Origin of the sequence: Allobosea sp. R86505 (assembly GCF_042466375.1) — a bacterium.
In the GTDB taxonomy this organism is placed as follows: domain Bacteria; phylum Pseudomonadota; class Alphaproteobacteria; order Rhizobiales; family Beijerinckiaceae; genus Allobosea.
The window spans coordinates 311,611-325,499 of the sequence record NZ_JAXHPY010000001.1; the positions used below are offsets into that span (position 1 = coordinate 311,611).

At 69.0% G+C, this 13,889-nt stretch carries 12 protein-coding genes; 8 read left to right on the top strand and 4 right to left on the bottom strand.

Annotated elements, in window-relative coordinates; translation table 11 throughout:
* Positions 1–16: 16 nt before the first annotated feature.
* Together SJY11_RS01475 and SJY11_RS01480 are read right to left on the bottom strand one after the other, a co-directional pair.
* A complete protein-coding gene (locus SJY11_RS01475) occupies positions 17–2,419 on the bottom strand; it encodes a YbcC family protein (RefSeq protein ID WP_376984703.1) in 2,403 nt (800 codons plus the stop codon).
* Entirely contained in the window at positions 2,416–4,002 is a 1,587-nt protein-coding gene (locus SJY11_RS01480; RefSeq protein WP_376984704.1) for a proton-conducting transporter transmembrane domain-containing protein, read from the bottom strand. The genes SJY11_RS01475 and SJY11_RS01480 overlap by 4 nt, the downstream gene beginning before the upstream one ends.
* 100 nt (positions 4,003–4,102) lie before the next feature.
* Between SJY11_RS01480 and SJY11_RS01485 the strand changes: the two genes are divergently transcribed.
* The 4 genes from SJY11_RS01485 to SJY11_RS01500 all read left to right on the top strand — a co-directional run bounded on the left by SJY11_RS01485 (position 4,103) and on the right by SJY11_RS01500 (position 8,230).
* On the top strand, positions 4,103–4,981 hold the full coding sequence (locus SJY11_RS01485) for a LysR family transcriptional regulator (RefSeq protein WP_326912283.1): 879 nt from the start codon (positions 4,103–4,105) through the stop codon (positions 4,979–4,981).
* A 347-nt stretch (positions 4,982–5,328) separates the two neighbouring features.
* Positions 5,329–6,321, top strand: a complete 993-nt coding sequence (locus tag SJY11_RS01490; protein WP_376984705.1) for a TRAP transporter substrate-binding protein — start codon at positions 5,329–5,331, stop codon at positions 6,319–6,321.
* Positions 6,322–6,395: 74 nt separating this feature from the next.
* On the top strand, positions 6,396–6,914 hold the full coding sequence (locus SJY11_RS01495) for a TRAP transporter small permease (protein ID WP_376984707.1): 519 nt from the start codon (positions 6,396–6,398) through the stop codon (positions 6,912–6,914).
* Entirely contained in the window at positions 6,911–8,230 is a 1,320-nt protein-coding gene (locus SJY11_RS01500; RefSeq protein WP_376984708.1) for a TRAP transporter large permease, read from the top strand. The genes SJY11_RS01495 and SJY11_RS01500 overlap by 4 nt, the downstream gene beginning before the upstream one ends.
* A gap of 42 nt (positions 8,231–8,272) precedes the next feature.
* On the opposite strand, the gene SJY11_RS01505 is transcribed toward SJY11_RS01500, so the two are convergent.
* The gene (locus SJY11_RS01505) at positions 8,273–8,938 is read right to left on the bottom strand and encodes a CDP-alcohol phosphatidyltransferase family protein (protein ID WP_376984710.1); all 666 of its coding nucleotides are present in this window, start codon (positions 8,936–8,938) and stop codon (positions 8,273–8,275) included.
* A 672-nt stretch (positions 8,939–9,610) separates the two neighbouring features.
* Here SJY11_RS01505 and SJY11_RS01510 point away from each other — a divergent pair.
* From SJY11_RS01510 to SJY11_RS01525, 4 genes are all read left to right on the top strand, one after another.
* Positions 9,611–10,006: a thioredoxin family protein gene (locus SJY11_RS01510; RefSeq protein ID WP_376984711.1), complete on the top strand. Its 396-nt coding sequence runs from the start codon at positions 9,611–9,613 to the stop codon at positions 10,004–10,006.
* Positions 10,007–10,018: 12 nt separating this feature from the next.
* A complete protein-coding gene (locus SJY11_RS01515; RefSeq protein ID WP_376984712.1) occupies positions 10,019–10,735 on the top strand; it encodes a cytochrome c biogenesis CcdA family protein in 717 nt (238 codons plus the stop codon).
* A 137-nt stretch (positions 10,736–10,872) separates the two neighbouring features.
* Positions 10,873–12,123, top strand: coding sequence for an NAD(P)/FAD-dependent oxidoreductase (locus SJY11_RS01520; RefSeq protein ID WP_376984713.1), 1,251 nt, complete (start codon positions 10,873–10,875; stop codon positions 12,121–12,123).
* Positions 12,124–12,239: 116 nt separating this feature from the next.
* The gene (locus SJY11_RS01525; protein ID WP_376984714.1) at positions 12,240–12,719 is read left to right on the top strand and encodes a hypothetical protein; all 480 of its coding nucleotides are present in this window, start codon (positions 12,240–12,242) and stop codon (positions 12,717–12,719) included.
* A gap of 176 nt (positions 12,720–12,895) precedes the next feature.
* On the opposite strand, the gene SJY11_RS01530 is transcribed toward SJY11_RS01525, so the two are convergent.
* Positions 12,896–13,822 carry an NAD(P)H-dependent flavin oxidoreductase gene (locus SJY11_RS01530; RefSeq protein WP_376984715.1) on the bottom strand — a complete coding sequence of 309 codons (927 nt, stop codon included), beginning with the start codon at positions 13,820–13,822 and terminating at the stop codon, positions 12,896–12,898.
* Positions 13,823–13,889: the final 67 nt, after the last annotated feature.

Below are 13,889 nucleotides of genomic sequence, written 5' to 3' on the forward strand. Positions count from 1 at the left end.
GACGGCCGGCGAGGCGTCAGGCCGCCAGGGGCCCCGCCTCCTGCTCGATCTCGACATCGGTCCAGCCCTTCGTGGCGTGGTAGCGCCCGTCCAGGCGGCCTGCATCGTCCATCGTAAACAGCGCCAGCCAGCCCTGGTCGAACAGCGCCCGAAGGTTCGGATGATGCGCGAGGACGCCGAGGATCGCCTCGCGCGGGGCCGCGACGACCACGGAGAGGCGCAGCGGCTCGTGCATCAGCCGCTCGCCGTCATGCACCGACTGCCAGGGCAGACCGCCGCGTAGCAGGCCGCCATTGCCCTCGAACACGCCGATCCCGCCGACGACGTTGTGCAGCAGCTTGTTGCCGGCACCGAAGGCGGCCGGTGCGACGGCCGAGCCATAATATTGCAGGCTGATCCAGCTCGCGACGACGACGGGCGCGGTCAGGATCAGTTCGAGCACCTTGAACCCGGGGTCGGCGCGCCAGTCATAGCTGTGCAGGAAGGCGCGCCCGGCGAGCGAAGCCCCCGCCGTGTGCCGACGCGGCGCGGCGATGAAGGCCTTGCAGCCGGCGAGCCCCCATTCCGGCCGCACCTGCGCCCAGTCCTGGCCACGCCGGGCGACATCGCTCTCGCCGGTCGCGCCGGGCAGGCGCAACGCCCGCTCGGTTCGGGCTAGACGTCCGGCGGAGGCCAGCAGCGCGTCCAGCCTGGCGAGATCGGCGGCGTGCGAGGGCGGCAGCGCCTCGCGGTCGAACAGCGTGACCTCGTCGCTGACCGTGTCGTGCAGTCCCGCAACGAAGCGGGTGTCGGCCGGGATCTCGATGCCCTGTGCCGCGAGGTCGCTGCGGACCGCGTCGTCGTTCAGCAGCCCGGCCAGCAGGCGGGCATTGACGTCTCCGGGAAAGCCGCCGCAGGCGCCGCATTGCAGGGCGCTGGCATGGGCGTTGTTGACCAGCCGCGCGCCATGGCCGGCCAGCAGCACCAGCCGGGCGAAGCGCGAGGTCAGCGACATCGCCCGCAGGATCGTCGCCGCCATCTCGGCCCGTTGTGCCACCGTGAGCGAGGCGTCGAGCCGCGGCGCGGCCCCGTCGCCGTTCGGGCGGTGATCGGCCATGACGGAGTCGTGGAAGAGCTTCCAGAGGTAGAGCGGCCCGCTCGCCTCGACGAAGGCGAAGGACGAGACCGCCGCGCGCTTGAAGCGGCCCCAGGCGCGTCGGGCGCGGGCACCGATGCGCTGCTTCTCCTCCGCCGCCTCGACGGGAATGTCGCAGGTGAAGGAGCCGAGCCCCGGCTTCAGCAGGACCGGCAACCGCGCCTCACCATTCAGGGAGCCGAGCCGACGGTGCGAGACGCCGATGCCGAAGAAGCCGGCGAAGCCGAGCGTCTCCACGCCGGGATCCAGCGATTCCAGCGCACGACGGATGATCTCGGAGCGAACGTCGATGCAGAAGGCGGCCTGAACCGAGAGGTGCGCGGGCGGCTCCGTCCGGGAGGCAGCCGGCCGCCAGGCCGCGAAAAACCGGCGCTGCGCGGCGCGGTCATAGGCTTCCTGCAGCAGAGCGTCGATGATCTGGTCGGAGCTGGGCTCGGCGGGAGCGGCATGGGCGTCGATCGCCTGCCGCCAGGGCTCGGCGATCTGCCGCCCGAACTGGGCCTGCAGGGCCGCCTCGAAGGCAAGCGCGATCGCGAGCAGGTCGCTGATCGTCGCGTCGGTGCCGCCGTCGCGCTCCGCCTGCCAGTGCCAATGGCGAGCATATTGCGCCCAGCCTCCGAGCCCGGTCAGTAGCGTGGTGAAATAGCTCTCGGCCGCGTCCTGCGGCAGGCCGAGCGCGAGGCAGGCGCGCCGGATCGCCGCCGGGGCGGCCTGCGGCTCCCGCGAGATGCGAAGGCAGAAACCCTTCAGCCCCGCGATCTCGGGCGAGAGATCCTGCGTCGCAAAGGCGCGCCAGGATTCATAGGCGCCGGCGGCCTGGGTCTTCGGCCACATCGCCTGGCCGAGATCGAAATGGCCCGAGGCCCAGGCGCCGATCCGGTCCGCGACGAAGCCCGGCCAATCGATGCCGGTGGCGTCGGCGCAGAGCGCCGCGACGGTCGGGATCGGGGATGCGGGCGCCGGGTCCCCGGCGAGGGCGGCCTCGACGGCGACGCGATCGGGCGCGCCGGGATGATCGGCGATGGCGGCGGCGAGATCACCCGGCGTGATCTCACCCGTCTGCCAGCGCTCCCGGTAGAAGCTGCGAGGCATGGTGACGGGGATGCCCCCTGCCCGCCCGAGGCGCGCCGCGGCCATGGGCAGCGTTTCTCCGGCGAGGCCGAGGAAGGGGTTCACCGCGACGGAGGCCGAGAGCGGCCAGAGCGGCGGGATGATGCGGGCGGCGCGGGCGGCCTGTGCCATCAGGGCCGCCTGCAGGGCGTCCTGTCCGGGCTGCGCGGTCATGACGGGCTCCTTTCGCTGGTCAGGTGGGATGATTTGGGCCGGGCCCAGCCGCCGGTGAGACGATCGAAGATGGCGTTGCCGTAGAAGCCGTTGGCGAGATGGACACGCAGCCCGGTCAGGGCCGGGTGGCCGGCCCAGTGCGGGAACAGGGCCTGGGCGAAGGCGACGCCGCCGAAGGAGAGCAGCGTCAGCACGATCAGCGCCCATTCCAAAGCGGTCGGCGGCGGAATCGGCGGCAACGTCGCGGAGGTCAGCCACTGCGCGAAGCGCTGGAGCAGGAAGTAGGAGAGCGAGGCGGCGATGGCGGCCGCCGATGTGCGCAGGGTGAGCGCGCGTGGCGCGGCGTCGGCCAGGCCCTGCGCGATCAGATAGGCGACGCCGAAGACCAGGATGGCGCCGAGCGCGATCGCCTGCGGCGACTTGTCGGCGAAGCCGAAGCTCAGCCCGAGCAGGGCGTAGAGCGCCAGCGCAAAGGCGAAGGCCTGCGCGACCACGCGAAGGCCGGCGACCGCGACCGGCCCCGGGCGGCGGGTCGCCGCGACCTGCTCCACCGCCCAGCCCGAGGACAGAAAGGCATGGGCCTTGTAGAGCGAGTGGGCGACGATGTGCAGCAGCGCGAGCGGAAAGAGCGCCAGCCCGCATTGCAGGACCATGAAGCCCATCTGCGCCACGGTCGACCAGGCCAGCGAGGTCTTGATCGCCGACTGGGTCAGCATCACCAGACCACCGAGCAGGGCAGTGAAGCCGCCGATCAGCACCAGCGCCGCCAGTGCGCCCGGCGCCGTCAGCAGCAGATCGGCGAAGCGGATCAGCAGGAAGCCGCCGGCATTGATGATGCCCGCATGAAGCAGGGCCGAGACCGGCGTCGGCGCCTCCATGACCTCGACCAGCCAGCCATGGGCGGGGAACTGCGCCGATTTCAGCAGCGCCGCCGTCACCAGCAGCGCCACCGCCCAGCCCGAACCGGCCGGGACCGGGCCGCTGCGTGCCTGCGCCAGGATCGTGCCGATGTCACCGGTGCCGTAGCCCGCGAACAGGACGAGGCAGGCCAGCAGCAAGGCCGCGTCCGCCAGCCGGGCGACGACGAATTTCTTGCGGGCCGCCCGCTGCGCCGCCGGCCGGGCGGGATAGAACAGCAGCAGCCGATGCAGGCAGAGGCTGGTCGCGATCCAGGCGGCGAGAAGCTGCAGCAGGTTCCCGGCACAGACGAGCAGGAGGGCCGCGGCGAGTGTGGCGCAGATCCAGCCGGTGAAGCGCCGCTCGGCCGGCTCGCCGGCGAGATAGCCGCGGCTGAAGCGCAGGACGACCCAGCCGACGAAGGTGATCAGCAGCAGCATCGACACGCCGACGATGTCGAGACGCGCCGAGAGGCCGAGCCCGCGGGTGGCGAGCAGCGTCAGTGTCGCGGGGCCGGACAGGGCGAGTTGCACGGCCGCCCCGAGGGCGACGACCAGCGCCAGCGCCGCGGCGATCTCGGCCAGCGGCCCCTGCCCCTTCGCCGCCGACGGCTCGCGCCGCAGCAGGAACAGTGCCGCCGTGGCGAGAATGACCGGGGCAAGGAGCGGGAGAGCGAATTGGGGCACGGCGAGGCTCGCGGACGGGATGATCTCGCACCGCAATAGCACCGTGCTTCATGCGCTAAAAATTCATTGTTTGCGTGATTCCGTTCGCTATAATCGAACAATGTCAGGGCTGAACTACAATCACCTGCGCTATTTCTGGATGGTCGCGCGGGAGGGCCATCTCGGCCGGGCGGCGCAGCGCCTGAACCTGACGCAGTCGGCCCTGTCCGTGCAGATCAAGCGGCTCGAGGAGCAACTCGGCCACCGGCTGTTCGAGCGCGCCGGGCGCGGCCTGCTGCTGACCGAGGCCGGGCGCATCGCCCGCGACCATGCCGACATCATCTTCGCCACGGGCGACGACCTGCTCGGCACGCTGCGGGAAAGCGGCCTGTCGCGGCATGTGCTGCGCGTCGGGGCGCAGGCGACGCTGTCACGCAATTTCCAGCTCGCCTTCCTGCGCCCGATTCTCGGGCGGCTGGATGTCGAAGTCGTGCTGAAAGCCGGCGCAACGCTGGAACTGTTGCGGGCGCTGGGCGCCCATCAGCTCGATGCGGTGCTGACCAACCAGCCTCCGGCCGCCGACCCCGAACGCGCCTTCCTCACCCACAAGCTGGCGGAGCAGCCGGTCAGCCTCGTCGGCCGTCATGATCTGGTGGCGGACGCCGCAGGCTTCGAGAGCCTTCTCGCGCGCCATCCGGTCATCCTGCCGCCGCTCCACAGCGGCCTGCGGGACGACATCGACGCGCTGGTCGACCGGACCGGCGTCACGCTGCGGATCGCTGCCGAGGTCGACGACATGGCGATGATGCGCCTTCTGGTGCGTGAGGGCGTCGGCCTCGGCGTACTCCCGCCCATCGTGATCCAGGACGAACTCTCCCAGGGCCTTCTCGCCATCGGGGCGGCGCTGCCCGGCATCGTCGAGCGCTTCTATGCTGTCACGATCGCACGCCAATTCCCAAACAATCTGCTGCAAGATCTTCTGCTCAGGCAGATGCAGTAGTGCATGAGGTGACGCCGACGACCGTGCTTCCGGCGGGCGCACCAGCGTCGATCGCCCACCAGCCCCATCGACCAACCCACTGGCGAGCCACCTTCCGCCGATGACGGTCAGGAACCCGACGGCGCGTGAATCACGAGCGGATCGCCGGACGGCTCCGGTGCGATCACGGTGAAATGTGACGACGACTGCGCCGACCGACAGGACCGGCGCCCAGCTGGTTCCGCTTATATATCAGACGCTTCCATATGTTTTTCAATTGGCCTTTCAACATGATGGCCAAACCGGATCTTGTCTGACAAACTGTCGACAGCTCCCATCAGAGGGGCGTGCAGGGAGAGGATCATTTCATGGAACGCAGAGTCTTGCTCAAGGGCATCGGTGCGGTGGCCGCCACCATCGCCGCCCCCGCGGTCGTCAGGGCGCAGGCCGTGCCGACCCTTGTCGGCGCCGTGCAGTTCAACGACGCGCATCCGTTCACGCAGGGATTGCTCAAGTTCGAGGAGCGCGTGAAGGCGCTCTACAACAAGCCGGTCAATTTCACCCTGCACAAGGATTCCTCGCTCGGGCTCGAAAAGCAGTATTTCGAGTATATGGCGCAGGGGAAGAACGTCGACTACGCGATCGTCTCGCCCGCCCATATGTCGACCTTCGCCAAGGCCGCGCCCTTCATCGACGCGCCCTTCGTGTTCCGCGACTTCGCCCATATGGAAGCGGTGGTGAACAAGGGTCTGCTCAACCCGATCGCCGACGAGATCGAGAAGAAGGCCGGCGTCCGCCTGATCGGCTATGGCGGCGGCGGCGTGCGCAATCTCTTCGCCAACAAGCCCCTGAAGAACGTCGCCGAGATCAAGGGGCTGAAGGTCCGCGTCCAGGGCGCGCCGATCTGGTCGCGCAGCTTCGCGGCCATCGGCATGTCGCCGACCGTGATCGCCTATAACGAGGTCTACAACGCCATCCAGAACAACGTCATCTCGGCGGCCGAGAACGAGGCGGCCGGCATCGAGCAGATGAAGTTCTTCGAGGTCGCGCCCAATATCCTGATGACCCAGCACGCCGTCTCGGTCAGGCCGATCTGCTTCTCGATGAAGACCATGGCGACCCTGCCCAAGGACCTGCAGGCGGCCGTGATCCAAGCCGGCAAGGAAGCGGCCGACTATGAGCGCAAGGTCGAGTCGGGCGGCGATTCCGAGATCCTCGCCAGGCTCGAGGCGGCGGGCCGCCTGAAGCGCATCCCGTTCGAGGACCGGCCGACCATGCAGAAGCTCGCCGAGCCGATCATGCAGGCCTATGCGAAGGAAATCGACGCCAGCGGCATCCAGGCTGCCATCGCCGGCGTCTGAGCCCCTCAGCCCGATCCCGCCAGCCCTGGGCGCCTGCGCGCCCAGGGCCTCGCCTTCGCATGCGGAACCCTCTCATGGATGCCTCTCTGTCTGGCAGGCCCGGCCTGTGGCGGCGCTTTACGGCGGCCTATGCACAATTGCTGTCGGCCATCGTCGTGTTTTCCGTCGCCATCCTGGTGGTGCCGGTGATGCTGCAGATCGTCTCGCGCTACACCAACCTCATTCCGTCCTACATCTGGACCGAGGAACTGGCGCGCTTCCTGTTCATCTGGACGGTGATGATCGGCGCGATGCTGGGCGTCCGCCATTCGGCCCATTTCGACGTCGACCTGTTGCCCCCGCTCGGCGCCCGGGGGGATGCCTTCATGCGCATCGTCGCCAAGCTCGGCGTGCTCGCGATCGCCATCGTCTTCGTCACCGGCGGCATCGAATTCACCCAATTCGCCTGGAACAGGACCTCCGAGCTGGCCGAACTGCCGCTCTGGCTCATCCATGTCGCCTGGCCGATCGCCGGGGTGAGCTGGATCGCCTTCCTCGGCGAGCAGTTCGCAGACGATCTTCGCGTTCTCTTCGGAAAGACCATCAGCCCATGACCGGCAGCGTTCTCTCGTCGGGCGAGGCTGCCATGATCCTGTTCGGCTGCTTCTTCCTCGGCCTCTTCCTGCGCATCCCCGTCGCCTTCGCACTCGGCCTGGCCTGTCTCCCGATCCTGCTCATCGAGCCCCGGCTCGATACGATGACGCTGATGAGCGAGACGTTCAACGCGTTCAACTCCTTCATCCTTCTCGCCGTCCCGTTCTTCCTGCTGACGGCCAATCTGATGAATGTCGGCGGGGTGACGGACCGGCTGATGAACCTATCGCGGGCGCTCGTCGGACATTTCCCCGGCGGGCTGGCCCAGATCAACGTGGTGCTGTCCTTCTTCTTCGCCGGCATCTCCGGTTCCTCGACGGCGGATGCCGCGAGCCAGTCCAAGATCTTCATCGCCGCTCAGCGCAAGGAAGGCTACGACGACAGCTTCTCGGTCGCGATCACCGCCGTCTCCGCCGTGCTGGCGGTCATTATCCCGCCCTCGATCCTGATGATCGTCTGGGGCGGGATCCTGACGACGTCGATCGGCGCGCTCTTCCTCGCCGGCGTCATCCCCGGCCTGCTGATCGGCGTGGCGCAGATGGCGACCGTGCACACCTATGCGGTCCGGCGCGGCTACCCGACCTATCCGCGCTCCTCCATCAGACAGGTATTCTCGGCCTTCGAGCGGGCCGCGCTGGCGCTGCTGACGCCGGGCATCATCATCGGCGGAAAGGTGTTCGGCTGGTTCACCGCGACGGAATCGGCGGCGATCGCGGTCGTCTATGCCGGCTTCCTGTCGCTCTTCGTCTATCGCGAGATGAATCTGAAGGGGCTCTATGCGGCCCTGCTCGACACCGGCAGGCTCGCCGGCGTGACGCTGTTCTGCGTCGGCACCGCGTCGGCCTTCGGCTGGCTGATGGCCTATTACAAGATGCCGCAGGCGATCCTGACCGGCGTCTCGGCCTGGGGCATGAGCTTCTACGAGACCGGTTTCTTCATTTCCGGCGTCTTCCTGCTGGTCGGCTGTTTCCTCGACGCGATTCCCGCCATCATCATCGTCGGGCCGATCCTGGCGCCGCTGGCCAAGACGGTGATGATGGACCCGGTCCATTTCGCCATGATCGGCATCGTCAGCCTCGCCTTCGGACTGGTGACGCCGCCCTATGGGCTGTGCCTGATGATCTCGTGCTCGGTGGCCGGCATCAGCATGCGCTCGGCGATCCGCGACACGCTGATCATGCTGATCCCGATGTTCCTGGTGCTCGCGCTGATCATCATGTGGCCGAGCGTCTCGCTGTTCCTGCCGAGCCTGATCTCGCCGGAGTTCCTGAACTGACCGTTTCTGCCGGCGTGTGGGCGAGCGCGCCGGCAGAGTCCATCAACCCGCGTCCCGTGGCGGCGTCGGCCGCAAGGGCTTCCCGTCGGTCCCGGGCGGCGGCGGCGCGAAGACCACCCAGCCCTGGCGCAGCCGCGTCAGCGTGGTGGCGAGGCAGGCGGCGGCGAAGACATAGGCGATGAGGGGAAACGACCCCGGGAAGACGCACATCAGGGCCAGGGCTGCGATCGTCTCGGCACCCTCGGTCAGGCCCGTGAGATAGTAGATCCCCTTCTGCGGATAGACGTCGCTGGTGAGGCCGCGCTTGGCGGCGATGGCGGCGAAGGCAAGGAAGCTCGATCCCGTGCCGATGAAGGCCGCGAGCAGCACCGCCGCCGGCAATGCGTTTTGGGCCGGATCAGCGAGCGCGAAGCCCAGCGGGATGCAGCCATAGAAGGCGAAGTCGAGAGTGATGTCGAAAAAGGCGCCGCGCTCGGTCGGGCCGTTCAACCGCGCCACCGCCCCATCCAGCGCATCGAACAGGCGGCTGACCAGGATCGCGATCAGTGCGACCCCGTAGAACTGCAGGGCCAGTGCCGGCACGGCACCCAGGCCGATGGCGAAGCCCGCCACCGTCAGGCCGTCCGCACCGACGCCGCGCCGCGCCAGCGCCGCGGCGACCGGCTGCAGAACGCTTTTGACGACGGGCAGGAGAAAACGGTCCAGCATGGCTAGCCCCGCCGCCAGCGCTGGACGCAAGCGACCAGCGGCCGCAACCGGTGCGGGGCATGGGCCGGCGGCCAAGCCCCAGCGGCGTGTTTCACCATGCTCCTGCCGGTGGAATCGGCATTGGCGGCCGCGAGGATCAGATCGAATCGCTGCATCATCGTGGCCCGATCATCGAATGCAGGGGACTGACGGGATGGCGTAGGGCACCGTTGAAGACCCGCGCCGCCCATAACCATGTTTCGGGCCAAGGCTGCGTTTCGTTACGCTCACATCTCCACGCAGCGTCCCGCGGCTGCGACCGCTCTGCTAGCCCCCCCAGCGGCGACCACCGAGGTTTCGACGGGGAGCGCCGACATGATGACTGAGACCAGGGGTGATGTCGCCGCCTTGGTGGCAGCGGCCGCCACGATGCTGGTCCTGCCCCATGCCACCGGCCTCGGGCAAGAGCGCAGCCAGGTTAAGTGCCGGGACTGGAGACGGGCACCTCGCGGCACGGGTCAGGGCTCAGGCGGAGTCCTGCGCGGACCATGGTCTCGGACTGTCTTCGGGCCGGGCCTCACCCGCGATTCGTCATCAACTCGATGTGAAGACGTAACGGAAACATCCGGCGGGCCGAAGAGGTGAAAGTCGGCTCCTCAGAGTCCCGCCGTCCTGTCATCCGCAGAGGTTCCCATGCTCAACCGTCGCCACGCTCTCGCTGCCCTCGCCTCCTCGGCCGTCACACTGTCCGGGTTCACGGCCCTCGCACTCGACAAGACCGCTTTCTCGCAGGCCGCCTTCGACGCCGCGATGAAGGCCGGCAAGCCGGTGCTGATCGACGTCTCTGCGCCCTGGTGCCCGACCTGCAAGGCCCAGGCGCCGATCCTGTCGGAGCTCGCCAAGCAGCCGCGCTTCAAGAACCTCGTCGTCTTCAATGTCGACTTCGACAGCCAGAAGGAGGCGCTGCGCGGGCTGAAGGCGCAGCAGCAGAGCACGCTGATCGTCTTCAAGGGCGGCGCGGAAATGGGGCGCTCGGTCGGCGACACCAACAAGACGTCGATCGAAGCCCTCCTCGCCCGCGCGATCTGAGGCGGCTTCATCATGGCCAGCGCCGGCTTCGCCCTCATTGCGGGGATCCTGTCGATCCTGTCGCCCTGCGTCCTGCCGCTGCTGCCGATCGTGCTCGGCACGGCGGTGTCGGAGCATCGGCACGGGCCGGTCGCGCTGGCGGCGGGGCTGGCGCTGTCCTTCACCGCGATCGGGCTGTTCGTGGCGACGATCGGCTTCGCGATCGGCCTCGATACCGGCGTCTTCCGGATGGCGGCGGCGGTCATGCTCGTCCTGCTCGGCCTCGTGCTGATGCTGCCCGTGCTGCATGCGCGGGTCGCGGCGGCGGGCGGCCCGCTCAGCAACTGGACCGAGCAGCGCTTCGGCGGCTTCTCGCCGAACGGCCTGCGCGGCCAGTTCGGCGTCGGGCTCCTGCTCGGCGCAGTCTGGAGCCCCTGCGTCGGGCCGACGCTGGGGGCGGCTTCGGTGCTTGCCGCGCAGGGGGAGAATCTCGGGGCAGTGACGCTGACGATGCTCGCCTTCGGCGTGGGCGCCGGCCTGCCACTGATCGCGCTCGGCATGCTGTCGCGGGCCCGGCTGATGAGCCTGCGCAACCGCATGATGTCGGCCGGCCAGGGCTTCAAGACGGCGCTGGGCGGTTTCCTGGTCGCCGTCGGCATCCTGATCCTCACCGGCTGGGACAAGAGCCTCGAAGCCGCCCTCGTCGCCGCTTCGCCGGAGTGGCTGACGCGGCTCACGACCTCGTTCTGAAGCCCCATCCGCTGCAGCCGCCGCCTTTGCTTTTCGGATAGGCGGCGGCGGCCGTCTCGCCTAGATACGGGGCGCGCCTTCGGGCGTGGTGCGCCCCGGATATCCCCTCGGGCGCCGAGAGCCTGGACGTCCGCCCGATGCCGACCACCCCTTCCCCGACCCCGCCGCCCGCCGACGCGTTCGATCTCCTCGTGATCGGCGCCTCCTATGCGGGGCTCGCCATCGCCGCGGCCGCGCGGGAGGCGGGCTTCGCCGGCAGCATCGCGCTCGCGGGCGACGAGGCCGAACTGCCCTATCAGCGCCCGCCCCTGTCGAAGGGCTTCCTGCTGGGCAAGGCCGGGGCCCATCTGCCGCTGAAAGCCGCTTCCTTCTTCGCCGAGGCCGGCATCGCCTTCCTGCCGCGCCGGCATGCGGTCGCGCTCGACCGGCAGACACGGCAGGTTCGGTTCGCGGACGGCTCGGTGCTGAGCTACGGGCAACTGGCGCTCGCGACCGGCGCGCGGGCGGCAACGCTGCGCTGCGAGGGTGCGGAGCGCGACGGCGTTCTCGCCCTGCGTTCGCTCGACGACGCGCAGGCGCTCAGCGCCCGGCTCGCGGCAGCGCAGGCGATCGTGATCATCGGCGGTGGCTTCATCGGGCTCGAGGTCGCGTCCGCCGCGGTAACGCTCGGCAAGCCCGTCACGGTGGTCGAGGCCGGACCGCGGCTGATCGGCCACGCGGTCGCGCCGGAGATCTCCGCCTATCTGCAGGGCGTGCATGAGCGCCATGGCGTCACTCTTCGCCTCGACACCCGCGTCGAGCGGATCGAGGGCGAGGGTGGCAGGGTCACGGCAGTCCTCTGCGCCGACGGGTCCCGCCTGCCCTGCGACCTCGTGCTGGCGGCGGTCGGGGCCGTGCCCAATGTCGAGTTCGCAGCGGCCGCGGGCCTCGCGATGGAGGACGGGATCGCGGTCGACGAATGCGGGCGCACCTCCGACCCGCTGATCTTCGCGGCGGGCGATTGCACCAGCCACCCGAATGTCCATGCGAGGCGGCGCCTGCGCCTCAGCTCCGTGCAGAACGCCAATGATCAGGGGCGCATCGTCGGCGCGACAATCGCCGGCAGGGCGGAGCCTCATGCCGCCGTGCCCTGGTTCTGGTCGGATCAGTACGACGTCAAGCTGCAGATGGTCGGGATCGGCGTTCCGGGTGGACCCGCCGTGCTGCGCGGCTCGCCGGCCGAGGGGCGCTTCTCGCTGTTTCGCTATGACGGGCCCCGCCTCGCCGCGATCGAGAGCATCAACCGGCCGGCCGACCATATGATGGGCCGGCGCCTGATCGCAGCGGGCCTCTCGCCGACACCGGAGCAGGCGGGCGACCCGGCCTTCGACCTCCGCTCGCTGGGCTGATCCTCCGGCCGCGTCCGTCGGGATTCCGGCTGGTCGTCAAAAATCCCGCTTGCCAGCCGGCCGGAATGGGAGTGCCATGCCGCAGGGGCAGACGCGCCCCTGCGATGGAGACGACCATGTTGAGGACTACCATCCTTGCCGGCGCGGCCCTACTGGCGCTGACCGCCCTGCCGGTAACCCCGGCGGCGGCCCTGACGATGAAGGAATGCAGCGCGAAGTACCAGGCGGCGAAGACGGCCAACACGCTGAAGGGCCAGAAGTGGAACGATTTCCGCAAGGCCCAATGCGCCGATGACGACGCCGACGAGGCCGAGGCCGCCGCGGCCGTGAGCGAGCCCGCCAAGCCGGCCGTGACCCCCGCGAGCGCCCCGGCGACCACGCCGGCCAAGCCCGCCAGCACGGCCAAAGCCAAACCCGCAGTGTTCCCGAAGGCGGTGGCGACCAAGTACAACGACCTCACCGCCGGCAAGGCGCGCCTCAAGACCTGCGCCGACCAGTACAACGCCAACAAGACCGCCAACGCCAATGGCGAGCTGAAGTGGATCGAGAAGGGCGGCGGCTACTGGAGCCAGTGCAACGCCAAGCTGAAGGGCTGATCGGGCCTACAGCGGGCTCGGACCCACGACCGTCATCCCGGGCTTGCCCGGGATGATCAAGTCTTTGCATGTGAAGTCGTCATTGCGAGCGTAGCAAAGCAATCCAGAACGGCTCGCTCGACGTCCCCTGGATTGCTTCGCTTCGCTCGCAATGACGGGCCGGCCGACTGGCTCGCTCAGCCCGCGAGCGAGGCCCGCGCCTGGCGGTATTCGGCGAGCAGCCGCGCGCCCAGCTCTGCCGTGGTCGGCACGTCCTCGATCGCGCCGACGCCCTGACCCGCCGACCAGATCGTCTTCCAGACCTTGGCCTCGTTGCCGAGATCGAGCTTGCCGTGACCGGTGAGGTTGTCGGGGTCGAGCCCCGCCGCCTGGATGCTCTCGCGCATGAAGTTGGCGTTCACGCCGCTGATCGCCGGGGTGTAGAGGATATCGGAGGCCTGGCTGCGCAGCAGCATCGCCTTGTATTCGGGATCCGCCATGCTCTCGGTCGTGGCGATGAAGCGGGTGCCGAGATAGGCGAGATCAGCGCCCATCATCTGTGCGGCTGCGATCTGGGCGCCGTTGGAAATCGCGCCCGCCAGCACGATCGTGCCCGCGAAGAAGCGGCGGATTTCGGAGACCAGCGCGAAGGGGCTCATCGTGCCGGCATGGCCGCCGGCGCCGGCCGCCACCGCGATGATGCCGTCGACGCCGGCCTCGGCCGCCTTCTGGGCATGGCGCAGGCTGATGACGTCATGGAAGACCAGCCCGCCATAGCCATGCACGGCCTTGACCAGATCGGGCACCGCGCCGAGCGAGGTGATGACCAGCGGCACCTTGTGCCTGGCGGTGATCGCCAGATCCGCTTCCAGCCGCGGGTTGGAGCGGTGGACGATCAGGTTGACGCCGAAGGGCGCGGCCTCGGGCACATCCGAAAGGCGCGCCTCGATCTCCGACAACCAGGCGGCGTAGCCCTCGCTGGTGCGCTGGTTCAGCGCCGGGAAGGTGCCGAGGATGCCGGCCTTGCAGGTTTCGACGACGAGATCCGGGCCCGAGACGAGGAACATCGGCGAAGCGATGGCGGGCAGGCGCAGGCGCCCGGCGAGCGTGGTCGGTAGCGGCACGGTGGCGATCTCCCCAGCTTCGGATTCCTCGACGCCGGAATCTCTTCGCGATCCTCAGGTCCTATCA

What these genes read in the sequence shown, in the direction of transcription:
- SJY11_RS01475 (WP_376984703.1), bottom strand. Translation starts at nt 2,419, where the DNA reads ATGACCGCGCAGCCCGGACAGGACGCCCTGCAGGCGGCCCTGATGGCA.
- SJY11_RS01485 (WP_326912283.1), top strand. Translation starts at nt 4,103, where the DNA reads ATGTCAGGGCTGAACTACAATCACCTGCGCTATTTCTGGATGGTCGCG.
- SJY11_RS01490 (WP_376984705.1), top strand. Translation starts at nt 5,329, where the DNA reads ATGGAACGCAGAGTCTTGCTCAAGGGCATCGGTGCGGTGGCCGCCACC.
- SJY11_RS01495 (WP_376984707.1), top strand. Translation starts at nt 6,396, where the DNA reads ATGGATGCCTCTCTGTCTGGCAGGCCCGGCCTGTGGCGGCGCTTTACG.
- SJY11_RS01500 (WP_376984708.1), top strand. Translation starts at nt 6,911, where the DNA reads ATGACCGGCAGCGTTCTCTCGTCGGGCGAGGCTGCCATGATCCTGTTC.
- SJY11_RS01505 (WP_376984710.1), bottom strand. Translation starts at nt 8,938, where the DNA reads ATGCTGGACCGTTTTCTCCTGCCCGTCGTCAAAAGCGTTCTGCAGCCG.
- SJY11_RS01510 (WP_376984711.1), top strand. Translation starts at nt 9,611, where the DNA reads ATGCTCAACCGTCGCCACGCTCTCGCTGCCCTCGCCTCCTCGGCCGTC.
- SJY11_RS01515 (WP_376984712.1), top strand. Translation starts at nt 10,019, where the DNA reads ATGGCCAGCGCCGGCTTCGCCCTCATTGCGGGGATCCTGTCGATCCTG.
- SJY11_RS01520 (WP_376984713.1), top strand. Translation starts at nt 10,873, where the DNA reads ATGCCGACCACCCCTTCCCCGACCCCGCCGCCCGCCGACGCGTTCGAT.
- SJY11_RS01525 (WP_376984714.1), top strand. Translation starts at nt 12,240, where the DNA reads ATGTTGAGGACTACCATCCTTGCCGGCGCGGCCCTACTGGCGCTGACC.